At 43.2% G+C, this 22,145-nt stretch carries 19 protein-coding genes and 4 tRNA genes; 11 read left to right on the top strand and 12 right to left on the bottom strand.

The annotated features are described in order from the left end of the window. Positions 1 to 76 precede the first annotated feature (76 nt). From GDK41_RS16150 to GDK41_RS16140, 3 genes are all read right to left on the bottom strand, one after another. Complete coding sequence (locus GDK41_RS16150) at positions 77 to 2,236, bottom strand: ATP-binding protein (protein ID WP_152087360.1); 2,160 nt, start codon at positions 2,234 to 2,236, stop codon at positions 77 to 79. Between the two features lie 108 nt (positions 2,237 to 2,344). Beyond that, a complete protein-coding gene (locus GDK41_RS16145) occupies positions 2,345 to 3,001 on the bottom strand; it encodes a helix-turn-helix transcriptional regulator (RefSeq protein WP_152087359.1) in 657 nt (218 codons plus the stop codon). Between the two features lie 228 nt (positions 3,002 to 3,229). Further along, positions 3,230 to 3,601, bottom strand: a complete 372-nt coding sequence (locus tag GDK41_RS16140) for a histidine triad nucleotide-binding protein (RefSeq protein WP_152087358.1) — start codon at positions 3,599 to 3,601, stop codon at positions 3,230 to 3,232. 145 nt (positions 3,602 to 3,746) lie between these two features. Here GDK41_RS16140 and GDK41_RS16135 point away from each other — a divergent pair, with 145 nt between their 5' ends. Beyond that, positions 3,747 to 4,364 (top strand): DUF2057 family protein, encoded by a 618-nt coding sequence (locus GDK41_RS16135; RefSeq protein WP_152087357.1) that lies wholly within the window; start codon positions 3,747 to 3,749, stop codon positions 4,362 to 4,364. Positions 4,365 to 4,390: 26 nt separating this feature from the next. On the opposite strand, the gene GDK41_RS16130 is transcribed toward GDK41_RS16135, so the two are convergent. Then, positions 4,391 to 6,235: a M1 family metallopeptidase gene (locus tag GDK41_RS16130; protein WP_152087356.1), complete on the bottom strand. Its 1,845-nt coding sequence runs from the start codon at positions 6,233 to 6,235 to the stop codon at positions 4,391 to 4,393. A gap of 131 nt (positions 6,236 to 6,366) precedes the next feature. On the opposite strand from GDK41_RS16130, the gene murB reads away from it, so the two are divergent. The 8 genes from murB (at position 6,367) to tuf (ending at position 10,913) form a co-directional block, all read left to right on the top strand. Further along, a complete protein-coding gene (murB, locus tag GDK41_RS16125; RefSeq protein ID WP_152087355.1) occupies positions 6,367 to 7,380 on the top strand; it encodes a UDP-N-acetylmuramate dehydrogenase in 1,014 nt (337 codons plus the stop codon). After that, positions 7,373 to 8,362, top strand: coding sequence for a bifunctional biotin--[acetyl-CoA-carboxylase] ligase/biotin operon repressor BirA (gene birA / locus GDK41_RS16120; RefSeq protein ID WP_232056483.1), 990 nt, complete (start codon positions 7,373 to 7,375; stop codon positions 8,360 to 8,362). Before murB ends, birA begins: the two co-directional genes overlap by 8 nt. Next, positions 8,362 to 9,066: a type III pantothenate kinase gene (locus tag GDK41_RS16115; RefSeq protein WP_152087353.1), complete on the top strand. Its 705-nt coding sequence runs from the start codon at positions 8,362 to 8,364 to the stop codon at positions 9,064 to 9,066. The genes birA and GDK41_RS16115 overlap by 1 nt, the downstream gene beginning before the upstream one ends. Positions 9,067 to 9,187: 121 nt before the next feature. Further along, a tRNA-Thr gene (locus tag GDK41_RS16110) sits at positions 9,188 to 9,263 on the top strand. A gap of 47 nt (positions 9,264 to 9,310) precedes the next feature. Continuing rightward, positions 9,311 to 9,395: transfer RNA gene (locus tag GDK41_RS16105), tRNA-Tyr, on the top strand. A 44-nt stretch (positions 9,396 to 9,439) separates the two neighbouring features. Then, positions 9,440 to 9,514 (top strand) — tRNA-Gly (locus GDK41_RS16100). Positions 9,515 to 9,526: 12 nt separating this feature from the next. Continuing rightward, positions 9,527 to 9,602, top strand: a tRNA-Thr gene (locus GDK41_RS16095). Positions 9,603 to 9,728: 126 nt separating this feature from the next. Then, positions 9,729 to 10,913, top strand: a complete 1,185-nt coding sequence (gene tuf, locus GDK41_RS16090; protein WP_152087331.1) for an elongation factor Tu — start codon at positions 9,729 to 9,731, stop codon at positions 10,911 to 10,913. 368 nt (positions 10,914 to 11,281) lie between these two features. Here tuf and GDK41_RS16085 read toward each other — a convergent pair whose 3' ends face one another. Next, the gene (locus tag GDK41_RS16085; RefSeq protein ID WP_152087352.1) at positions 11,282 to 11,839 is read right to left on the bottom strand and encodes a GNAT family N-acetyltransferase; all 558 of its coding nucleotides are present in this window, start codon (positions 11,837 to 11,839) and stop codon (positions 11,282 to 11,284) included. A gap of 143 nt (positions 11,840 to 11,982) precedes the next feature. Between GDK41_RS16085 and GDK41_RS16080 the strand changes: the two genes are divergently transcribed. Continuing rightward, positions 11,983 to 12,822 (top strand): arylamine N-acetyltransferase family protein, encoded by an 840-nt coding sequence (locus tag GDK41_RS16080; protein ID WP_152087351.1) that lies wholly within the window; start codon positions 11,983 to 11,985, stop codon positions 12,820 to 12,822. Here the strand turns inward: GDK41_RS16080 and GDK41_RS16075 are convergent, their stop codons facing one another. Further along, a complete protein-coding gene (locus GDK41_RS16075; protein ID WP_152087350.1) occupies positions 12,823 to 13,587 on the bottom strand; it encodes a substrate-binding periplasmic protein in 765 nt (254 codons plus the stop codon). Positions 13,588 to 13,743: 156 nt separating this feature from the next. Between GDK41_RS16075 and GDK41_RS16070 the strand changes: the two genes are divergently transcribed. Further along, complete coding sequence (locus tag GDK41_RS16070; RefSeq protein ID WP_152087349.1) at positions 13,744 to 15,072, top strand: tetratricopeptide repeat protein; 1,329 nt, start codon at positions 13,744 to 13,746, stop codon at positions 15,070 to 15,072. Between the two features lie 56 nt (positions 15,073 to 15,128). Here GDK41_RS16070 and cysQ read toward each other — a convergent pair whose 3' ends face one another. The 6 genes from cysQ to cysG are packed head-to-tail and all read right to left on the bottom strand — an operon-like array spanning position 15,129 to position 22,047. Then, on the bottom strand, positions 15,129 to 15,899 hold the full coding sequence (gene cysQ / locus GDK41_RS16065) for a 3'(2'),5'-bisphosphate nucleotidase CysQ (protein WP_152087348.1): 771 nt from the start codon (positions 15,897 to 15,899) through the stop codon (positions 15,129 to 15,131). Between the two features lie 3 nt (positions 15,900 to 15,902). Continuing rightward, the gene (cysC, locus tag GDK41_RS16060) at positions 15,903 to 16,499 is read right to left on the bottom strand and encodes an adenylyl-sulfate kinase (protein WP_152087347.1); all 597 of its coding nucleotides are present in this window, start codon (positions 16,497 to 16,499) and stop codon (positions 15,903 to 15,905) included. A gap of 12 nt (positions 16,500 to 16,511) precedes the next feature. Next, the gene (locus tag GDK41_RS16055) at positions 16,512 to 18,236 is read right to left on the bottom strand and encodes an SLC13 family permease (RefSeq protein WP_152087346.1); all 1,725 of its coding nucleotides are present in this window, start codon (positions 18,234 to 18,236) and stop codon (positions 16,512 to 16,514) included. Between the two features lie 33 nt (positions 18,237 to 18,269). Continuing rightward, positions 18,270 to 19,685 (bottom strand): sulfate adenylyltransferase subunit CysN, encoded by a 1,416-nt coding sequence (gene cysN, locus GDK41_RS16050; RefSeq protein WP_152087345.1) that lies wholly within the window; start codon positions 19,683 to 19,685, stop codon positions 18,270 to 18,272. Beyond that, positions 19,685 to 20,584: a sulfate adenylyltransferase subunit CysD gene (gene cysD, locus GDK41_RS16045; protein ID WP_152087344.1), complete on the bottom strand. Its 900-nt coding sequence runs from the start codon at positions 20,582 to 20,584 to the stop codon at positions 19,685 to 19,687. Before cysD ends, cysN begins: the two co-directional genes overlap by 1 nt. Before the next feature lie 41 nt (positions 20,585 to 20,625). Next, a complete protein-coding gene (gene cysG, locus GDK41_RS16040) occupies positions 20,626 to 22,047 on the bottom strand; it encodes a siroheme synthase CysG (RefSeq protein WP_152087343.1) in 1,422 nt (473 codons plus the stop codon). Positions 22,048 to 22,145 lie beyond the last annotated feature (98 nt).

Genomic DNA, 22,145 nt, shown 5'->3' with positions numbered 1-22,145 from the left:
TACTGTTTTTTAAGTAAAAAGAAAGTATTAATAGGTGTGCTCAAATTACTGTGAACACACCATCTGCACCTAGCTATTATCCCATTGTATTCTTACGAACAAAGCTTAGATAGGCTTCGAGGCTTTGTTGCCATAGCGTCATCGCTTGAGTGAGCTCGCCGTCACTTGATTTTCCGTCTAAGAGCCGTCGTTCAACTTTTTTCAATGCAATACCATATCGATTGAAGCCAAGTTGCAGAGCGGTACCCGCTTGGCGATGCAAAAGCTTAATACATTGCTCATTATTCGCGCCTTCTAACTGCTGTATATGAATGAGCTTGTTACGAGCAGACAGCACAAATTCATTATAGACAGAAGATATTTCGTCTTCACTAAAGCCGCCCTTTAGAGAGTTAACTGCTGTGTCATCATATAGCGTGTCGGTCAATTCCACACTAATCGTTGGTTTTTGCGCACTTTGAGAGTCGCTTAATGCCCGGCGCAATTTTTCTTGTTTGATGGGCTTACCAACAATGTCTTTTATGCCGAGTGCTAGGTACTCTTTTATTTCGTCGGGACTTAAGCTAGCCGTAAAGGCTAAAAATGGCGTGCGCTTATTTTTATGGTCCATAGTCTTTAGTTTGCGCATAACTTCTTGGCCGGAGAGATCTGGCAAGTTCATATCGAGCAATACAACATCAAATTGGTGCTGTTGCAAAAGGGCTATGGCACTTTGGCCGTCGGTGGCAAGCTTTACTTTATGTTCGTCGGCGGCCATAAACTCAATGGCAATTTTTTGGTTGAGATCCAAATCTTCAACCAGTAACACATTTAAGCCAAGTAAGCAGTCGGGGTTATGATGGCGCTGCTCGACTAGGCTCAGCTCCCCCAGCGCTAATGTGACATCAAAGCTAAATACACTGCCTTGTCCTAGCGAACTTTGAATGTTTAACTTGGACCCTAAGCGCTCTAACAAGCGACTCGTGATCGCAAGCCCAAGCCCGGTGCCTCCCTTGATTTTTCCGGCATTGCTTTGCACATACGGTTCAGTCAGCTTATCAATGTCTTCACTTTCAATACCAGGTCCCGAGTCTATTACGCTAAATCTCACTTTGTGACTCATATTGTTTTCATTTACAAGTTCAACGCGAATTTTCACACTGCCTTTATCTGTGAACTTTATGGCATTGCCAACCAAATTGATGACGATTTGACGAAGCTTTTGTTGATCGCAGTAGTAGCAAGCTTGCTCAGGTAAATCATATATCATTTCAAAAGATAATTTTTTTTGTTCAGCCAAGGGGCTCAGCAATAAACATAAGTTGTTTAACCAACTTTTAAGTTCAACATCTTCTTCATATAGCGCCTCATCACTTTGATCGAGGCTTGCATAGTCAAGCACTTTATCGATTAACAAATTTAGCGACTCTGCTGAGTTGATAATGGCTTCGCAGTAAGCTTTATTGCGGTGATTAGTTGTGCGGTTTAGGACCAATTGCGCACTGCCTAAAATCCCATTAAGTGGCGTTCGAATTTCATGACTGATTGTTGATAAAAATAACCCTCTGATCTCAAGGTCTTTTTGCGCTTTTTCGGTCAGACGATTTAAGTTTAACTCTCTGCGTTCATTACATAATAAGGCCATACCCGTGGCATAAAAGATAGGGGCGAGCACGCCGTTAATAAATAATGTGGTGACAAACCAGTTGTCATTGAGCAGCTCAAAGTGTGTGACATCTCCCATTAGGAAAGTGCGAGCGGTAAATGCACACATGACTAGGCATAATATGATGGAATAAACGATGGTCCCGTTAGGGTATAGATGCCTAGCAAAACGTAAAAACAGATAGAGTAAAAAAATTGTCTCAGTGATGTGTTGTAAGTCAGAAACGAGGATGCGGTAACGCAAGTTGTCGTTAACTATGCTGAAGTAGATCAATCCAATAAATAGCATAGCGGTAATAGATAAAAATAGTTTTAGCTCACGGCCCCGATAACCCAAAAATTGTGAGATAGCAAAGCAGTGAATAATCGAGGCGGTAAATAACAAAGCATTTGCGCTGCCAATACTTTGCCACATATCTAGCTGACTATGTGCTGCAAAGCCAATAATTGCTCCAAGCAATACCAGCGGATAAAAAATATAAAGTAGGGTACCGGGTGTGTCTTTGTTGGTTCGCCAAGTGAGGAAGTTTAGCAAAACCATCATCGCCATCATGGCTATGCTAGTGATATACAGAGTTTTTGGATCGAACATGCGCGTTATTATTTTTATATAGGTACTTAATAATCAAGCATAGAGATTTGTTGTAGGTGAGTAAAGAAACAAAACAGCCGCTTTATTGCGGCTGTATAGGTTTAGATATTAGCGAATTTCGTCAGGGATATTTTGTTGTGCCCAAGAGAGTAACTCAATTCGGTTGCGGCATTTGGTTTTTCTGAACGCACTATACAAGTGAGTTTTCACCGTATGCGGGCTAATGTTTAAATCCTCGGCGATTTCTTTATTTTTTGCACCCTTACTCATCAACGAGATGATTGCTTTTTCACGTTTTGTTAGCTTGACTGGCTCAATATCACCTTCGGTCAGCTTATGAAGGGCATCTTTGTTAAATTGCAACATGCGATTAAGGGCGTTGCACATAATCTCACGGCGATACCACAACTGGTTTTCCATTAGTAACCGAATGCCTTTCATCAATACATCTGCATTGTCGGTAGTATAAAAAACGCCTCTAATGCCACTTAATAAGGCGCGGTTAGCTAATTCTGGGTTTTCGTCTAGATTAAATAAAACGATATCGCAGTTGACTTGAAGTCGGCTTAGTTGTTCTTTTAACTTACTCCAAGCATCCTTTGATGCAGTTTCGATAAAAAGGATACGTGTTCCTTCTGGCACATCTTCAATATCTGTGCTGGTTATCACATCTAACCCTTGGGTTTTCAATAGTGGCTGTAGAACATTGATCCCTATAGTATTAATTGGGTCTTTGTCTAATAACAAAAAGGCAGAACTGCTCATTGATACTAACACTCTTATTCACACTGATGTCCTAATGCTAACATGGCATTCCGCCCTTTTGTATTAGTATTTTCATCACAATTTAGAAGTATTTGCTATATGTTACTGTTCAATAAATCCATGAACAGTAACAACTTATCTCTATGTAAAGTTAACGGTTTGAAATAAATAAAGTTTTGTTTTTATAAATAATAACTTAACTGTTTACATTATTTAACATAGAATATTTTAGATTAGTTCTTTTTTCCTATCCTGATATGGTGGCCAACCCATTGGTTTGCCTGCTAATAGATGAAGGTGGATATGATATACCGTTTGTCCGCCATCTTCGTTGCAGTTCATGACTACGCGGTAACCATCATCGGCAAAGCCGTGCTCTTTGGCAAGTTTAGCTGCCACAACATACAGATTACCAATGAGATGTGAGTTGTGTTCATTAACATCATTGATTGTTGCTATGCGCTGTTTTGGGATCACCAAAACATGAAAGGGTGCTTGCGGATTAATGTCTTTAAACGCGAGTGTATGTTCATCTTCATATACGACGTCGGCCGGTATTTCCTTGTTGATAATTTTGTCAAAAATGGTGCTATCGGTCATGTTAGGTCCTACTAAAAAAGTGGTTATTAAATTGTTACTTATGCATATCAAGTATACTAAGGTTTAATCGTTACACTAATGACAAAGTTTACTCGCACTGTCAAACTGCATGTCATAACAGTGGGTTAAATTGATAGGGGATGGTATGAATATTCGGGCAGCTTTTTTGTTCTTGGCCTTTTGGAGCAGTGGTTACTTAGCGGATGCGCACAGCGCTACAGTGAACTTTTCACAAGAGCTTTACCCACTGCAGGTTAACGATGAAGCAGTGGAACACTCATTATTTAGTAAGGTTACCGAGTTAACTCTGACGCCAGGGAAATACGCACTAAAGCTTAAGTATAGTGACTTGTATGAACTCGATTATGATGAACATGAGGTGGTTGAGTCAGAACCGTTTTGGGTGACCATGACGATAAGCCAGCAGGGGATCTATCAAGTGTTGTTCAAACGCCCTGCTGACGTTGAACTGGCTAAGCAATTTGCCAAAAAGCCGAGTGTTAAGATACAGGGCCCAGATAATCAAGTGGTATCATTACAACATATCAAGCAAATGCCAGTGAACATCAATGATGGCACTCAACACCAACCAGTCGCTTCTTTGGCCGCGCAACCCAGCGATACTGTAACACCATCCGTAAGCGCAGTGCGCCAGCCAAAAGGAGTGTCACACCCTGATGCGTATTCAATGCTAGAGTTTTGGTGGCAACAAGCGAATGATTCACAGCGCGCAGCATTCTTAGAAAAAATAAAGGGCCAATGAAGGCCCTTTGAGAGGGGGTTAAACGCCTATTTTTTGAAAATAGCGTCAATTGAACCTTGTGCAAGTGAGTGATAACCCGGGCGTGCTTTTTGATACACATCGTAGGCCCAATCACGTTTGCCATTTTCAACCAGTGCTTTGTACAGGCGAACAATGAGTTTTCGACGACCAATACTGGTGAGGTGCTTTTCAAGTGCAGGGTAGATTGCCTCGTAGCCATTGCCAACCGCAAGCATATACCAAGCAAAAGCACGTTCAGCATTTGTTGAGTGAGTTAAGTTAAAGGCATTGTCTAGCTCAGCCATGCGTGTAACGTCCAAATCTCTGGGTAGGTTATTGATAAAGTGTAACCACTCATGGACTGTCCATTGATCTGTAGGTAACTCAGTTAATGACTTGTCACCTTTTAGCCACGCTTGAGTCAGTGCATCGACTTTCTCGAATGCATCAGATGTTGGATTGGGTGCATCACTAGGTAAACCTGGTGCGAAGATCCACTCTTTTGCTTTTTCTAAACTAACAACGCCTGGGTGTTTTTCTAGTAAATGCTTATTGAGGTACTGAACAAACTCAGCCGTTGTCAGAGATTTAAATGAGTATGTTTTAAAATATCCTTTAACGAACTCATCAAATTTCTCGCGGCCAAATTTTTCTTCTAAATACATTAAGAATAATTGCCCTTTAGTATAAGGCACAGAGCTAAATGCATCGTCAGGATCACGGCCATTAAGTTTTAAATTGAGGCGCGTATCCGGCTCGTCGATGGTTTTGAGTAACTCTTTTAAACCTGCCGCATCCAGTGCTTGTTCCATGACTGCGCGCTCGCGACCAAAAACTTCTTCCATAATACGGTTTTCAACATATGAGGTGAAACCTTCGTTAAGCCATAAATCTTCCCATGTGGCATTAGTCACTAAGTTACCAGACCAAGAGTGTGCCAGTTCATGAGCAATAAGGTTTACTAAACTTTTATCACCGGCAACGACTGTTGGGGTGATAAAAGATAAGCGAGGATTTTCCATACCACCAAATGGGAAACTTGGCGGCAGCATTAATAAGTCGTAGCGGCCCCAAGCATATTCACCATACATGGCGTTGGTTTTGTTGATCATGGTTTGTGTGTCGTTAAACTCAGCAACCGATGCGTCAAGTATTTGTGGCTCAGCAAAAATCGCCGTCTGATGCGACATTTCTTTATATTCTAAGTTACCAGCACCAATTGCAATGAGGTAAGGTGGGATCGCTTGTGGCATATCAAACCAATAGTCACCATCTTTAATGAGTGCACCGCTGTTGTCAGCACTCATTACTGCGCGCACATCATCTGGTGTTTGAATGCGTGCAGAGTAGGTAACACGCATCGCGGGTGTGTCTTGTACTGGGATCCAACTGCGTGCGTGGATAGCTTGTGATTGGCTGTACATAAATGGATGCGTTTTACTTGCTGTCTGCACAGGGGTTAGCCATTGCAGGCCAGATGCTTTTGGCAAACTATTGTAGTAAATGCGTGCTTTTTTAGCTTGTTCGTTGAATGTAATGGTGAGCTTGGCACCTTTTACATCATCACGCTTTGCAAGAGAAAAATTGGCTTTGTGCCATTGTCCATTGCGACCTTGGTACATAACTTTGTCGATTTCTAAGTCACGGGTATCAAGCACTAAGGTGCGTGCGCTGGCATTTTGCCATGCTAATGTGTGCTCAACAAAGCCTTCGAGTTGCTTATCAGCAAAATCTACATCTAAATCTAAATGTAAGTGCGTGGAGATCACATCATTGAGGTTGGCGTAAGTATGTTGGTCAACAGCGGTTGCCATAACAGTATGTGAGAGTCCGGCCAGGGCTAAGCTGGTCGCGAAGGCAGTTAATTTCATAATATCCTTGCTCATTATTGAGTGTTAGTGCGCATGTTATAACACGCTTGCTGAGAAGATCACACATGGATGCGCCTAGTGAAGTGATCAGGTAAACTAGCGCAACTTAGATTATTTGTTAAGGCCATCGAGTGCACGCTTTACAGTCTCTACATACCTTTGCGTTACCCAGCCAGTGTTTGCAGCTAATAACAATCTCTCGTTGGCAGCAACTCATGGAGATAGATTTTTCAAAGCCATTTTGTTTACTTGGAGAGGGTAGCAATAGCGTTTTTATTGAGGACTTTGCCGGGGTGGTGATCAAACTAGGGCTTAAAGGCATAGCCATTCATGAGCATGACGAGTACTGGTCAATTGAGGTGGGTGCAGGAGAAAATTGGCATCAACTGGTGCTACAGTTGCTTGAAAAGGGGATTGCAGGGCTAGAAAACCTAGCCCTCATACCAGGCACAGTGGGCGCTGCGCCAGTGCAAAATATCGGTGCTTATGGTGTGGAACTGGCAAAGTTCGTTGAGTATGTTGAAGGGTTTGATATAAAAACAAAACAACGAGTGAGGCTCAACACAGAGCAATGTCAGTTTGGCTATCGCGACTCAATCTTTAAGCATGCATTAAAGGGTTGTTTTGTGATCACACAGGTGGGCTTAAAAATAACTAAACAATGGCAGCCTGAACTTAGCTACGGACCATTGCAACACCTCAAACATACCCACCCTAGTGCTTGGCAGGTGTGTCAGGCAGTGATTGCTATCAGGCAAAGTAAACTACCTGATCCCAGTGTGCTGGCAAATGCAGGCAGCTTTTTCAAAAACCCCGTGGTGAGTAATGAGCATGCGAGTAAGTTAAAGCAGCAATTTGCTGATATACCTACTTATTATGTTAATGATGCTCAGCAAAAACTAGCGGCTGGATGGTTGATAGAACAAGCAGGACTTAAAGGACATCAAATAGGTGGCATAGCGGTGTATCACCAGCAAGCATTGGTGCTGGTTAACCAAGGTAACGGTAGTGCAGATGAGTTAGTCACGATGATTAAGTATATTCAGCAGCAAGTATGGGAAAGATTTGCAGTAAGGTTAGAGCACGAAGTACGTTTACTCGGCCATGATAACGAAGTGCATATTCAAGGAGTTGTGTGTGAGTAAAGCACCGGAAGGAAATAAATTAGCTATTTTAAACGCACTAAACCAAGGAGGCTTTGTGTCGGGGCAGGTGTTGGGCGAGCAGCTGGGAATTAGCCGCGCCGCAGTATCAAAACATATCGCGTCGCTACAAGAAATGGGCATTGATATTTTTACCGTCAGTGGTAAAGGGTATTGTTTAAACCACAGCTTACCTTTGCTGGAAAAAACACAAATTATTGAGCAGCTAGCACATTTAGAGTGCGATAACTTGGTGGAAGTTGAGGCTATTATAGATTCGACAAATAGTGAGTTGATGCGCCGAGTTCAAAATGGACAGCCCTTGAAGTCTGGGCAAATCCTCGTTTCTGAGATGCAACAAGCAGGACGCGGGCGACGGGGACGTACTTGGCAATCACCATTTGGGGCGAATCTTTATTACAGCTATTATTGGCGCTTAGATGATGGATTGCAGGCGGCAATGGGCGTGTCTATTGCGGTTGGATTGGCGGTATATGATGCAATCAAGGTGCTCTATAACTTAGATGTGGCACTGAAGTGGCCAAATGATATCTACCTTAACAATAAGAAATTGGCTGGGGTGTTGGTTGAACTGGATGGCCAGGTTGAGGGGCCCTGTCATTTAGTCATTGGTATTGGCATTAATTTATTGATGCCAGATGGGGCATCAGCGCAAATAAATCAGCCTTGGACCGACTTATCAAGCCATGTCGGTAGCATAGACAAGAATCAGTTGGTTGCCGTGCTGACTCAACGATTAGCTGCACGCTTAGCGAAATATCAACTTAGTGGGCTTACTCAGATGAGCGCGCAATGGAATTCACTCAATGCCTTTGTCGGCGAGATGGTCACTCTTAGCACAGGACAACGTCAGTGGCGGGGTGTGTGTGAGGGTATTGATGAGCAAGGTGGTATCGTACTGCGCCAAGACGGCGTGTTAAAAAGTTATTTTGGTGGTGAAATTTCACTGCGTAAGGATGAATAATGCGCTTATTAATTGATGTGGGCAATACTGCGGTAAAGTTGGCTATTGCGCGTGATGACGATATTCAAATTATATCTGATGAGCAAGTGCCTTGGGCTGATATATCAGAGGTGCTGGTGGCCCAAGTAGGTAAGTCGGATGCATTATCACCTTACATAGATAAAGCTCAAGCGTTGGGTATTGATGTAATACAGGCGTATGTAACGCCTAATTTGGGACCATTGCAATGTGCTTATGAACATTATCACAACCTTGGTATCGATAGGTGGTTGACTGTTGTTGCATGCTACAACTTATACCCTAAACAAAATTGCGTAATAGTTGATTCGGGCACAGCATCAAAAGTGGATATTCTGAACGCCGAAGGACACCACCTAGGGGGATGGATCTTACCAGGGTTAGATATGATGATTGATAGTTTGGTAGCCAATACGCAGAAAGTATTTAGCGATCATCAGAGCCCTTTTGCCAATGAGCTTGGAAAAAACACCCCTAACGCGGTTAAAAACGGCGCACTAGTGGCGACTTTAGGTGCTGTCTATGCTGCTATTGAGCAAGTTGGAGACGACAAAGGCAATTTGAAGGTCATCTGTGCTGGTGGGTATGGTGAATTAATTTCCCAGCAATTGAATTGTGACGCACGATATCATGATTTTTTAGTGTTGCAGGGCTTAGCATTCTGGCGTAAAAGCATTCAAATTTGAATGTATTAGCGCACTATTGCCGCAAATGTGAGCACTTAGGCAAGAATTTATCAATTTTTTGCAGATTGTTGTTGCATCGCCCTAAACCTTGCTCTAGAATCTCGCCCCGTACTAAAGCAGTGCCGACTTAGCTCAGTTGGTAGAGCAACTGACTTGTAATCAGTAGGTCATCCGTTCGACTCGGATAGTCGGCACCATTTTTTACACTGCAATATGCAGGTGCTTTAGGAAAGAATTGTTTCGTGGAGGGGTTCCCGAGCGGCCAAAGGGATCAGACTGTAAATCTGACGGCACTGCCTTCGCTGGTTCGAATCCAGCCCCCTCCACCACTTTATTCTTGACGGTTCGAGGTAGTTAAGAACAGGTTCCTAAAGCGGGCATCGTATAATGGCTATTACCTCAGCCTTCCAAGCTGATGATGCGGGTTCGATTCCCGCTGCCCGCTCCAGTATTCTGGTGTGCTGATATAGCTCAGTTGGTAGAGCGCACCCTTGGTAAGGGTGAGGTCGGCAGTTCAAATCTGCCTATCAGCACCAGTCTCAAGAATCTTCCCAAATACTTCCTTTGATTTGTCATTAAAAACTTGAAAGAATAATCTTAGCTCGCGTATGGCGGGTTATTTTTATATGTAATCTAGATACACAAAACTGATAGGTTCCGTCATGGCAAAAGAAAAGTTTGAACGCGTAAAACCACACGTAAACGTTGGTACAATCGGCCACGTTGACCACGGTAAAACAACTCTAACAGCAGCAATCACTAACGTACTTGCAAAAGTATACGGTGGTGAAGCAAAAGACTTCGCATCAATCGATAACGCTCCAGAAGAGCGTGAGCGTGGTATCACAATCTCAACTTCACACGTTGAGTACGATACACCAACTCGTCACTACGCACACGTAGACTGTCCAGGACACGCTGACTATGTTAAAAACATGATCACTGGTGCTGCACAGATGGACGGCGCGATCCTAGTAGTTGCTGCTACTGACGGTCCTATGCCTCAAACACGTGAGCACATCCTACTTTCTCGTCAGGTTGGTGTACCTTACATCATCGTATTCATGAACAAATGTGACATGGTTGACGACGAAGAGCTTCTAGAGCTAGTAGAGATGGAAGTACGTGAACTACTTTCTGAGTATGACTTCCCAGGTGATGACCTACCTCTAATCCAAGGTTCTGCGCTTAAGGCGTTAGAAGGCGAGAAAGAGTGGGAAGACAAAATTGTTGAGCTTGCAGAAGCACTAGACACTTACATCCCAGAGCCAGAGCGTGACATCGATAAGCCATTCATCATGCCTATCGAAGACGTATTCTCAATCCAGGGTCGTGGTACAGTAGTAACAGGTCGTGTTGAAGCGGGTATCATCAACGTGAACGACGAAGTTGAAATCGTAGGTATCAAAGATACAACGAAGACAACTTGTACAGGTGTTGAGATGTTCCGTAAGCTTCTAGACGAAGGTCGTGCGGGTGAGAACATTGGTGCACTTCTACGTGGTACTAAGCGTGACGAAGTTGAGCGTGGTCAAGTACTAGCGAAGCCTGGTTCAATCACACCTCACACGAAGTTCACTTCAGAAGTATACGTACTTTCTAAAGATGAAGGTGGTCGTCACACGCCATTCTTCAAAGGCTACCGTCCACAGTTCTACTTCCGTACAACTGACGTAACAGGTAACGTTGAGTTACCAGAAGGCGTAGAAATGGTAATGCCAGGTGACAACATCAAGATGACTGTTGACCTAATCGTACCAATCGCGATGGACGAAGGTCTACGTTTCGCTATCCGTGAAGGTGGCCGTACAGTTGGTGCTGGTGTTGTAGCAACTATCGTTGAGTAATCAACAATAGTGATGCAATAAGCATTGTAAAAAAGGTCACTTCGGTGGCCTTTTTTAATGCCTGAAATTTGGGGCAAGGTAGGTATAATACCAATCCGCAATAACACTTAATCCTTTTGAAGGATTAAACCTGACGACAGCTGCGTAAAAAACTTCTCATTTAGAACAACTAAATAACGAAATTTTTGCCTTGCTATCGACAAGGTTTTCTTGCTTCAAAATAGACTACTTAGTTAAGCGGACTGGTATAAGCGAAGTGCCTTCTGGCGTTGTGAGTCTCGTGGCGGTCGTTAGTGAATCCCTCAGCGATTGTTAGAACGGCTCACTTCACCTTGCGCAAAAAGAGCGTATTCGCTTCACTCAAGTCGCTAACCTTTTGCACTATATTCATCATTAATAAGCGCGGTTAAGATGTGGTCCTGCCATTGACCGTTTAAATGTAAGTAATCTCGAGCATAACCTTCTACTGAAAAGCCTAGCGCTTTTAGAAGTGAGGCACTTCTTTCGTTGGATGGCATGTAGTTAGCCATAATTCGATGCATGTGCTTTTCTTGAAAAAGCCATGTGATCACACTATCAAGTGCTTCATTCATCAAGCCTAAACCATTTTTTTGTTCATCAAGTTGATAACCGAGAAAACAAGCTTGGAATGGTCCTCTTTGAATACCCGAAATGTTAGTTTGGCCAATTATGATGTCAGGATTGTTTTTTTCAAAAAGATAAAACTGATACTGGGTATTATTTGCAAAACTTGTTTGTAAATTTGCCAAATTCTCATGCCAATATTCACGAGTGAAAAAATACTCATCTCGCGCTGGTTGAGAAAGAGCAAAGAAGGTTTTATTTCTTGTATAAAACGATGCAACGGCATGAGCAAAGCCGACTTCAGGTCTCTTGATGAATAGCCTATCTGTTTCTAATGTCATGTTTTTTGTAATTAATGTTAGTCTTTTACAGTTGAAACCTAGTATGCCTAATCTCAGAAAAAGGCACAAAAAAAATATTGACCTCAACTTAACTTTAGCTTTTATCTTGGCAAACAGACTGACACATACTCAAGGACATAACAATGTTAAATACACACACTCACACTTTGCCAAGCTATATAAAACACTATTTAGAAAGCTTAAAACTCACCGCCCCCATTGGTAGTTTTGAGCTCGTCGAACAATTACAGCAGCAACATTTAGCAACCTTCAGCTTTAGCAGCATTAACGCGATGCAAGGTATTTACTTATCACTTGAGGCAGAGTCATTGTTTGAAAGGTTAGTCACCAAACGCCAAGGCGGGTATTGCTTTGAACATAACCGGATCATGTATTTAGTGTTAGAGGCACTCGGTTATGACGTAAGGCCAGCGTTGGCGCGAGTAATGTTAAATGGACGAGCAGACAATCCTCGTACGCATCGTGTAACCTTACTGTGCTTTGGCGAAAAGACCTATACGATTGAAGTCGGGTTTGGTGTAAAAGCACCGATTATTCCTATTGAGATCGACCGCAGTCAAATTGTGATTGAAGGTGTAAATCAATATCAGGTCACCTGTAGTGAGGGGCTTGTGACTATTGCGCAAAATGTGCCAGAGGCTATCGCTTTGTATCAAATCGATTTGGCACAAGTATTTGAGAGCGATTGCGAAGTCGGCCACTTTTATAGTCATCAACATCCTGACGCCGCTTTTGTGAATAACTTAGTTGTATCACGCATTGAAGATGGGCAGCGCTATTTGATTCGCAACAATTGCTTTATTTATACCAACGAGCAAACAGATACTCAAACAGAGCAAGTGATAGCTGATGTTACACAGCTGCGAACTTTACTAACGCGCTACTTTGGCGTGCAGGCAAGTGATACGTATCTGACGCATGCGTTTGATAAAGTACAAACGCGGATGGCTTCTAAAGCGTAACTATTGTTTTGTGAGCGCTTGTTCACAGCGTGAATTGGTTTTAAGTTTATTGCTCAGTACGCTGTAGCTTTTACGTAACCGACTTATAAGCGTTTCATCAGTCTCAATATTAGCCGCTAAATACATGCGCTTACTCAAATGGGTAGAAATGTAAGCGCGTTCCCACTCGTCAGTTCGGCCCAGAGACCTTTCGACGTTTTTTATAAACAAGTCGGCACCAAACAATAAATCAACACGTGCTTTGTTGAGCATTAATCCACCTTGTTGGTGGCTGGCTAAAATAACAAGGTTATCATCTTGGCTAAAGCCTTGCTCAATCAAGTGTTGCTCTGTGGGCTGTCCAGATGCGACCGCAACGATGTATTGCTTAACATCTTCAATGTTATTGATTTCAATGTCTTTTCTTGCTTTTAATTTGTAGAAAGACACGTTTATCTGACACAGGGGAGCAATCCAATGATAGAGTTTCTCACGCTCTTTGGTGCGCGCGAGTGAATAAATGAAGGTGTTTGGAGTATGAGTCACGATATGATTGGTTCTAAACCACGGTAATACATGAATTTTGTAATCAATCTTACTATGTTCGAACAGTGATTTGACTAATTCAGTGGCAACTCCTCCAATTTTCCCGGGACCCATGAATTTTTGATAAGGCGGAAAGTCTTCAGTGTAGATATGAGCTTTACCTGTGGGATCATTAGCAAGTAAGTTGGTTGAGAATAAAAAACAACAGCAGAGTGTAATGCGGCGCCAGAATTGTTGCATAGTTCAACCCTCTATTACTTGTATTTTGTAAGCTTAGCCAAAAAGTTGTAATTTGGCGCTATTTTAGTCATCGCTTAATGGGCCTCGATTAGCTACAATGATTTTTAAAGTCATGATAAAGAATGAATAAGTTTGAACTTAAAAGGGAAATATTTTATGGCTCGAGCTCTAGTATTTTTGGGGAGTTTCTTATTGCTCAGTGCCTGTACCAGTTTAGTTGAAAAGGGTGACAAACTGTACGAGCAAGGGATGTATCAGCAAGCCGCTGAGTTTTATCAAAAAGCTTTAGAGGAAGACAGCAATGATGTAGAAGCGCAACAGCGCCTCAATCAGGCTCGTCATAAAATCATTGATAGAGGTCTTATCGAAGTTCGCATGCTTAGGCTTGCCTCAAATCATGTCGGTGCGGCAGACAAGCTTGAGTCAATTTTACGTAATCAGAGTATTTGGCATTTAGAAGCTATGGGCGCGCAGGCGGCTACACAAAGCGAAGAAGTTCGCTACGCGGAGCAATTTCTCAAAGCGCGGGGGGAAAGCTTGGCCAATGGCACCTACCCAGATCAGTTTCGATGGTTTGAGCACAAATACGCGCTTTTAATTGCAAATGCGCAACTCGGTTCGTCTTTTACTCTGTATCAGGAGCAGTTAAAGCAAGTAGCAAGGCATAAATGTGCAGCGTTGGCTGAGCAAGTGCAGGGGCAGCGATTCTTTTTATATGAGCTAACGCAAAAATATTGTTCAGTATGGCAAGTTAAACAAAACTTATCCGTGGATCAATATGATAATGCGCGTTTTGCAAGCCTCACTCTGAACAAAAACCTCCAACTCAATACGTCGCAGAGGCGTGCTCATCAGCAATTAATTGATGGGGCGATTAGTCAGTTGCAAGACAGCTTTCAACGTAGCATCTGGTACTCACCAAAAAGTACGCAAGCACTCAATATGACCATTACAGCCGATGTTGAATATCAGCGACGCAGTACCCACAAGCAGCAAGAAAAGCGCTATCTAGTGCAAGAGCTAAGACAAGACCCAAATGATAGTAATAAACAAGTGAAGGTTGATGTTGAGCGTGTGTATATTTATCCCCTAGTTGATTATCATGAGTCATACTCTGCGCGATTAAGTTATCGAGGGAAGCTTGCGGGCATGTTGCTATCTAACCAACACATGGATAGTAAAAGCAACCAAACAACAAGTCATAGCGCTAATTTCGCCGAGGCTGATTTGCAACCTAAGGCAGCCGTATTTCTAGATCAAAAAGCGCTGTTTTCTTCATATTTATCGTACTTAACTCAGGATTTTGAACAGTCGTTAACCCAGCTATGGCAGCAACAGTATTGTCAGGTACAGCGAGCGGATCTGAATGCGGAAAATGTTCTAAGATGCGCCAAAGTTGAGCCAAGCAACAACTATGTTAACAGCTGGTTTGAGCGTCAGTTTGGCATTGATCATCAAGCGATGCGTACTTTATATGGTATTTAAAAAGCTGGAATGTATAAATTTAACCCGCTGTATTGCGGGTTAAATTTAGGCTTTAGTTAATCTGCTAATCGAGAAACGATAAAGTAGGGATTTAAGTAGCTTTCTTTTTGATTATACAGTAATGGACTACCGTCAACTTGAGTTACTTTAGCGCCGGCAATAGCAGCAATGGCATGACCTGCACCGGTATCCCATTCACTGGTAGGGCCTAATCTTGGGTATATATCCGCTTGCCCTTCGGCAACCAAGCATAACTTCAGTGAACTACCTTTAGGTACCATCTCAACATCATCAAATTGTTCCAGGTAGGCGGCTAAATCGGGGGACGGATGAGAACGAGAGCCAACAACATTGATTGTGCCTTTATTGGCTTTTTCAGTCACCTTAAGCTCAATCCGTGCCTCACCGCACTCTTTAAATGCGCCAATGGCCTCGGCAGCCAAGTAACTCTCGTTGAGTGCAGGGGCGTGAACTACACCTAAAATAGGCTTGCCATTTTTAATAAGCGCTATGTTCACTGTAAACTCACCATTTTTCTTAATAAACTCTTTGGTGCCATCAATGGGGTCGACCAGCCAGTATTCCTGCCAAGTCTGTCTTGTTGGCCAGTCTATATTTGCGCTCTCTTCACTCAAAATGGGCAAATCAGGGGTAAGCGCTTTTAAACCTTTGACTATCACTTTATGGGCCGCTAAGTCGGCATCGGTTACTGGGCTTTGATCAGCTTTGTACTCGATATTAAAATCTTTGGCATAAATTGGCATGATGGCGTCACCCGCTTTACGCGCTAGTAACAAGATCTCTTCCAACAGATCGGTCTGGTTCATAACTTATCCTATGATGTTTCTAGTTTTTAGGTAGGCGACTAATTGCTCCACAGAGTCAGATAACGAGTTTTTACTGGTATCAAGAATTACTTCTGGATTAACGGGTACTTGATAGTCTGAATCAATGCCCGTGAAGTGCTTGATTTCACCTGCTCTGGCTTTTTTATATAAGCCTTTAGGGTCGCGTTGTTCACATACATCTAATGGCGTATCTAAAAATACCTCAATAAACTCGCCGTCGTCTAACAGCGAACGTACCATATCACGTTCTGCTTGAAACGGTGAAATAAAGGCGGTTAAGACGACCAAACCAGCATCAGCCATGAGCTTGCTGAGTTCACCCACGCGGCGAATATTTTCAACTCGGTCTTCGTCACTAAATCCTAAGTCTTTACACAGACCGTGGCGAACATTATCACCATCGAGTAAATATGTATGAACGCCTTGTTGATGTAAGGCACTTTCAAGTGCACCTGCAACCGTGCTTTTACCAGAGCCTGAGTAGCCAGTAAACCACAATACGCAAGGCTTATGGCGCTTTTGCTCGCTACGCTGTACTTTGTCAACGGCATAGTTATGCCAAACTATATTCTCGTCCATATTACTTGCCTATTAAAAAGGGAAAACCAAAGGGATTAAGGTTAAAACGGTGATTGAATAAATGATCGATAAGGGTAGTCCCATCGTCACGTAATCTTTAATGCGATAGTTTCCTGCACTATAAACCATTAAATTAGTTTGGTAGCCAAACGGGGAAATAAAGCTCGCAGATGCACCAAATGCTACCGCCATTACAAAAGGTAATGGGCTGACATCAAAGCCAATCGCTAGCGCGTACGCAACAGGGAAAGACAATGCGGCAGCGGCGTTGTTTGTAATGAGCTCTGTAAATACAACTGTCATCACAAAAATAGCGATGAAAGCGCCGTAAGGTCCAAAATCACCCAGCACATAAAATAAGGCGTCGGAAATTTGTCCAGCCAGCCCGGTATTGATCATGAGCTTAGCCAGTCCTATAGCACTGCCTACGATGGCAAGCAGTTCGATAGGAAAGCGACGCTTTAGCTCACTGACCTTAATTGTGCCCATTAAAAATAAGCAAAGCAGTAACACCATTAGGCCTTTCACCAGTGGCACAACGTCAAAAATACTTAATGCTAATACACTGCCAAAAGCTGCTAATACAAAGTTTGATTGTTTAGGTTTTAAGTGTGTTTGCAGATCTAAGCCTGAAATATAAACAAATTCACGCTTTAAATCAGGAAGCTCATAAAACTGGCTGCCAGGAGCGAGTATTAATGAGTCACCAGCTTGTAGTCGTACCTGCCCAAGTCCGCCTTGTAAGCGGTCGTGGCCACGGCGGATAGCAATAACAGCAGCATGAAATTGCTCGCGAAAGCGCACTTCTTTTACCGTTTTACCAATGTATTTAGAAGACTGGCTCATGACCACTTCTACCAAATGTTCGACATCTTTTTCATGCTTATCATGAACGATTTTAAGGCCGTCAAAGCGTGATAATAAAGGCACCGATTTGATATCACCCACGAACAATAAAACATCACCTTTTTGGATCACTTGCTGTGGGGTGACCGCGCAAATACGGCGATCGCCATGAATGATCTCGGCGAGAAATAAATCTTTTAAGTCACGAAGACCGTTTTCCTCGACGGTGCGACCAATCAGTTTGGAGCCTGCTTGCACTTTGCCTTCTAAATAAAAAGGCACCACTTCTTTGTCATCAGTGCCATGATCGGGTAGGTACTTCAGCAATATCATAATGGTGATCAGGCCAACAAAAAGAGCGCCCAAGCCAATGAGGGTAAAATCAAAAAAGCCCAGTGGCGCCATACCTGCATCAATTGCAAAGCCATTGACGATTAAATTGGTGGAAGTGCCGATAAGAGTTAGTGTCCCCCCTAAAATAGCAGTATAGGACAAAGGAAGTAAGAGCTTAGAGGGCGAATGCGTTGGGCTTTCTTTAATGGCCGATATGAGCGATGCCACGACGGCAGTATTATTGGTAAAAGATGACAAAAAGGCGGTCGATAGCCCCAGTTTCATGACCGAACGTGACAAGCTCCCTTTCGCAAGAGAGTGTGCTAAAGCTTGGATCAGTGTGGTCTTTTCAATGGCAATTGACACCAATATAAGCAGTACAAGCGTGATCAGTGAGGGGTTAGCGTAATTAACTAACATCCCTTCAAGGTCGATTAAACCTGCTAGGTAGCTTACGCTTATCGCGCCGACAAATAACCACGCTGGTTTGAGTCGGGTGCCAAAAAGGCAGCCGACTAACGCTAACATAATGCCTGTTAAAACGATTTGTTCATACATCTAAAGACGCTCCTAATAACAGGCGTTACTTGTTTACTTAAGTTGACTGATATCCAGCGCTTGCCAATGTGGGAAGTGCTTGCGTACCAATGCATTAAGTTCAATTTCAAACTCACTAAATTGAGACTGTGATGCTTCTTGTGCTGCCAATAAAGCCTCAACCATACCGGCACCCACCGTTAGGTTGCTCAGCCTATCAATCAGAATGAATGCACCAGTTTCGCGATTATTGCGATAGATATCGGCTACAATCGTTTCTGTTAGTTCGAGCGTAACGACAGCAATTTCATTTAGTTGCAGTGAATCTGCTTGGCCGTGCTCAAGTGTATTGACATCAATTGTATGATCGATGCGCTTGACGATGGCAGAGGTATTTTTGCTGCCTAGCTTAAAGTTATAGCTCTTACCTAACACCAGAGGTGCTTCGTGCATCCAAACAAGTTTCGCTTGAATAAGATTAGTCACCTCGGCCGTTGAATCAGCTGTTACAATGACATCTCCGCGACTTACATCAATCTCGTCGTTTAATGTAATGGTAAATGCTTGACCTGTTTCAGCTTGTTCTAAATTGCCATCAAAGGTTACCAGCTCTTTGATGCTAGAGCTTTTTCCTGATGGTAATACTTTTACAGCCTGACCAACTTGTAACGTTCCTGAGGTCAATGTGCCTTGAAAGCCTCTAAAATCAAGGTTAGGACGCACCACATACTGCACCGGGAAGCGAGCTTCAAACTCAGTATTGGCCGCCGCTGCAGGTGAGTCTTCTAATAACTCAAGCAGTGGTTTGTCGGTGTAGTAAGGTGTGTGCTCTGAACGCATGACCACGTTATCACCTTTAAGCGCAGACATCGGTACAAATTTAATGTCCGTTACATTTAATTGCTTCGCGAATTCTAAATATTGCGTTTTGATCCGATTGAAAACAGCTTCATCAAAGTCGCAGATATCCATCTTGTTAATGGCAACAACAAACTGTTTTATACCCAATGAATCACAAATGAAGCTGTGGCGTTTGGTTTGCACCTGCACACCGAAACGAGCATCGACAAGAATAATAGCCAGATCACTGGTTGAAGCACCGGTCACCATATTGCGGGTATACTGTTCGTGCCCAGGGGTATCGGCAATAATAAATTTGCGTTTTGCCGTAGAGAAATAACGGTAAGCAACGTCAATCGTGATCCCTTGTTCACGCTCAGCCTGTAATCCATCCACTAACAGGGCAAGATCAAGCTCTTCGCCTGCGTTACCGACCTTTTCATTGTCTTTATGAAGTGCTGCTAGTTGGTCTTCATAGATTTGATGACTATCGTGTAGTAATCGGCCGATCAGGGTCGACTTACCGTCATCTACGCTGCCGCAAGTCATCATGCGTAATAAGCTTTTATCTTGCTGACGAGCAAGATATGCGTCAATTCCTAACTCTCTAACTTCATTGGCTGTCGACATTAGAAGTACCCCTCACGTTTTTTCTTCTCCATCGAACCTGATGAGTCGTGGTCAATGACTCGACCTTCGCGCTCAGACGATGTTGATAGCAGCATTTCTTCAATAATTTCTGTTAATGTACTGGCCGTTGACTCAACCGCCCCTGTAAGTGGATAGCAGCCTAAGGTACGAAAACGTACCGATTTCATTTGCGGTACTTCGCCTTCTTCTAGTGGCATACGTTCATCATCTACCATGATCAAGGTACCATCACGCTCAACAACAGGACGCTCTTTAGCCAAATATAGCGGTACCATTTCAATATTCTCTTGATAGATATATTGCCAAATGTCTAGTTCAGTCCAGTTTGATAAAGGAAATACACGGATGCTCTCACCCGGATTAACTTGGCTGTTATACGTATTCCACAGTTCTGGACGTTGGTTTTTAGGATCCCAACGATGATGTTTGTCACGGAATGAATAAACTCGCTCTTTTGCTCGAGACTTCTCTTCATCACGACGAGCTCCTCCAAAAGCGGCATCAAAACCATACTTATCTAGCGCCTGTTTTAGTGCTTGGGTTTTCATGATATCAGTGTGTTTTGCTGAGCCATGCGTAAATGGCCCCACACCCATTGCTATGCCTTCTGGATTTTTGTGTACTAATAGCTCAAAGCCATACTCTTTTGCTAGGCGGTCTCGAAACTCAATCATTTCGCGAAATTTCCAGTCAGTGTCTACATGCAACAATGGAAATGGAATTTTAGCGGGATAAAACGCTTTACGAGCTAGGTGCAAAAGTACCGAGGAATCTTTACCGATAGAGTAAAGCATAACTGGGTTCTCGAACTCAGCGGCGACTTCGCGAATTATCTTTATACTCTCAGCTTCAAGCTGCTGAAGGTGTGTCAAAGCCATGGTAGTCGTCCTACATTAAATATTAAAATTAAATAATTTGTTTATGCCACATCAGTAATTGGCTGGGCAAAGCTACTGGTTTGAGCTGTTTGTCCGAACCAGGCCAGTTGCTCATGGAGCGCAGCAACTTCGCCAATAATGAGTAACGCGGGGGAGACAATTTTATGTGCTTCTATTTGCTCTGCTAATTGACTCAGCTGCGTTCTAACTACCCGTTGTTCTTTACGGGTACCGTTTTCGATGATAGCGACCGGGGTTGAACCTGCGCGGCCATACTTCAGCAATTGTGCTTGAATATGTGGCGATTTTATCACGCCCATATAAATGGCCAAAGTTTGATTTGGTTTAGCTAAAGCAGGCCAGTCAAGCTCTTGGCCATCTTTTTTACAGTGCCCTGTAACAAACTGGATTGCTTGAGCATGATCTCGATGAGTGAGCGGGATCCCAGCATAGGCGCTACAGCCAGCAGCGGCGGTGATACCTGGCACAATTTGATAGCGTACCTGATTTGCTGCAAGCACTTGTACTTCTTCTCCGCCACGGCCATAAATAAATGGGTCGCCACCTTTGATGCGGCACACTTTTTTACCCTGTTTTGCGAAATCGACCAGCATTTGATTGGTATCTTCTTGTTTTACACTATGATTCCCCAGACGTTTACCAACACAGACTAAATCTGCGTCTCGGCGCACTAAGTCCATTATTTCATCTGAAACAAGATAATCATAAACCACCACATCGGCTTGTTGCATTAACTGTAATGCCTTTAAGGTTAATAATTCGGGATCGCCCGGACCAGCACCAACAATATAAACTTCGCCTTCAGGTTCTGGCTTGGCCTCAAGCATGTCGTGTAATTGTTGCGTTGCACCTGGTGTGTCACCTGCTTGCACTTTACTCACCACACTCGAATCGAACACGCTTTCCCAAAACTGTCTTCTGTCTGCAAAATGCTTAAAGCGCGCTTTAACATGCTCCCTAAAGCTGCCCACTAACTTGGCGAGTGGACCAATATGCTGTGGGATCAAGGTCTCAAGTTTTTCGCGCAAACGTCTTGCAAGCACGGGAGCGGTGCCAGCACTGGAAATGGCAATGGTGATTGGATCTCTATCAACGATAGAGGGAAAAATAAACGTGCACTTTGGTTGGTCATCAACCACGTTAACAAAAATGTTTTGTGCATTGGCCAGCTCAAAGACCAGGTTATTTACTTCATCGTTGTCAGTTGCTGCAATGACAAGCATTTTCCCCTCAAGGTGCTTTGCTGTGAAAAAGTCAGTTACTAAAACCACTTCACCACTATTTGCATGTGCTTTCAATTCGTCACAAAATTGTGGAGCGACAAGGGTAATGTGGGCGCGCGCTTTAATAAATGCACGGCATTTCCTAAGCGCAACATCACCGCCACCGACGATGAGAACCGGTTTATTGTCTAGTTTGGTGAAAATGGGTAAATACTGCACGGTTAGCTCCAAAACACTATGTTTACGTGACCACGATGCACTCAAAGTGGTGAACAGGGAAGCAGAATATAGTGGTACAAGCAGAGTAAAAAATAATT

The sequence above is a fragment of the Pseudoalteromonas sp. A25 genome (assembly GCF_009176705.1).
Classification (GTDB): domain Bacteria; phylum Pseudomonadota; class Gammaproteobacteria; order Enterobacterales; family Alteromonadaceae; genus Pseudoalteromonas.
This window is presented reverse-complemented; position numbering and strand designations above follow the sequence as displayed.

Excerpts from the sequence above, each read along its gene's own strand:
- GDK41_RS16150 (WP_152087360.1), bottom strand. The coding sequence starts at position 2,236 with ATGTTCGATCCAAAAACTCTGTATATCACTAGCATAGCCATGATGGCG.
- GDK41_RS16145 (WP_152087359.1), bottom strand. The coding sequence starts at position 3,001 with ATGAGCAGTTCTGCCTTTTTGTTATTAGACAAAGACCCAATTAATACT.
- GDK41_RS16140 (WP_152087358.1), bottom strand. The coding sequence starts at position 3,601 with ATGACCGATAGCACCATTTTTGACAAAATTATCAACAAGGAAATACCG.
- GDK41_RS16135 (WP_152087357.1), top strand. The coding sequence starts at position 3,747 with ATGAATATTCGGGCAGCTTTTTTGTTCTTGGCCTTTTGGAGCAGTGGT.
- GDK41_RS16130 (WP_152087356.1), bottom strand. The coding sequence starts at position 6,235 with ATGAAATTAACTGCCTTCGCGACCAGCTTAGCCCTGGCCGGACTCTCA.
- GDK41_RS16115 (WP_152087353.1), top strand. The coding sequence starts at position 8,362 with ATGCGCTTATTAATTGATGTGGGCAATACTGCGGTAAAGTTGGCTATT.
- tuf (WP_152087331.1), top strand. The coding sequence starts at position 9,729 with ATGGCAAAAGAAAAGTTTGAACGCGTAAAACCACACGTAAACGTTGGT.
- GDK41_RS16085 (WP_152087352.1), bottom strand. The coding sequence starts at position 11,839 with ATGACATTAGAAACAGATAGGCTATTCATCAAGAGACCTGAAGTCGGC.
- GDK41_RS16080 (WP_152087351.1), top strand. The coding sequence starts at position 11,983 with ATGTTAAATACACACACTCACACTTTGCCAAGCTATATAAAACACTAT.
- GDK41_RS16075 (WP_152087350.1), bottom strand. The coding sequence starts at position 13,587 with ATGCAACAATTCTGGCGCCGCATTACACTCTGCTGTTGTTTTTTATTC.
- GDK41_RS16070 (WP_152087349.1), top strand. The coding sequence starts at position 13,744 with ATGGCTCGAGCTCTAGTATTTTTGGGGAGTTTCTTATTGCTCAGTGCC.
- cysQ (WP_152087348.1), bottom strand. The coding sequence starts at position 15,899 with ATGAACCAGACCGATCTGTTGGAAGAGATCTTGTTACTAGCGCGTAAA.
- cysC (WP_152087347.1), bottom strand. The coding sequence starts at position 16,499 with ATGGACGAGAATATAGTTTGGCATAACTATGCCGTTGACAAAGTACAG.
- GDK41_RS16055 (WP_152087346.1), bottom strand. The coding sequence starts at position 18,236 with ATGTATGAACAAATCGTTTTAACAGGCATTATGTTAGCGTTAGTCGGC.
- cysN (WP_152087345.1), bottom strand. The coding sequence starts at position 19,685 with ATGTCGACAGCCAATGAAGTTAGAGAGTTAGGAATTGACGCATATCTT.
- cysD (WP_152087344.1), bottom strand. The coding sequence starts at position 20,584 with ATGGCTTTGACACACCTTCAGCAGCTTGAAGCTGAGAGTATAAAGATA.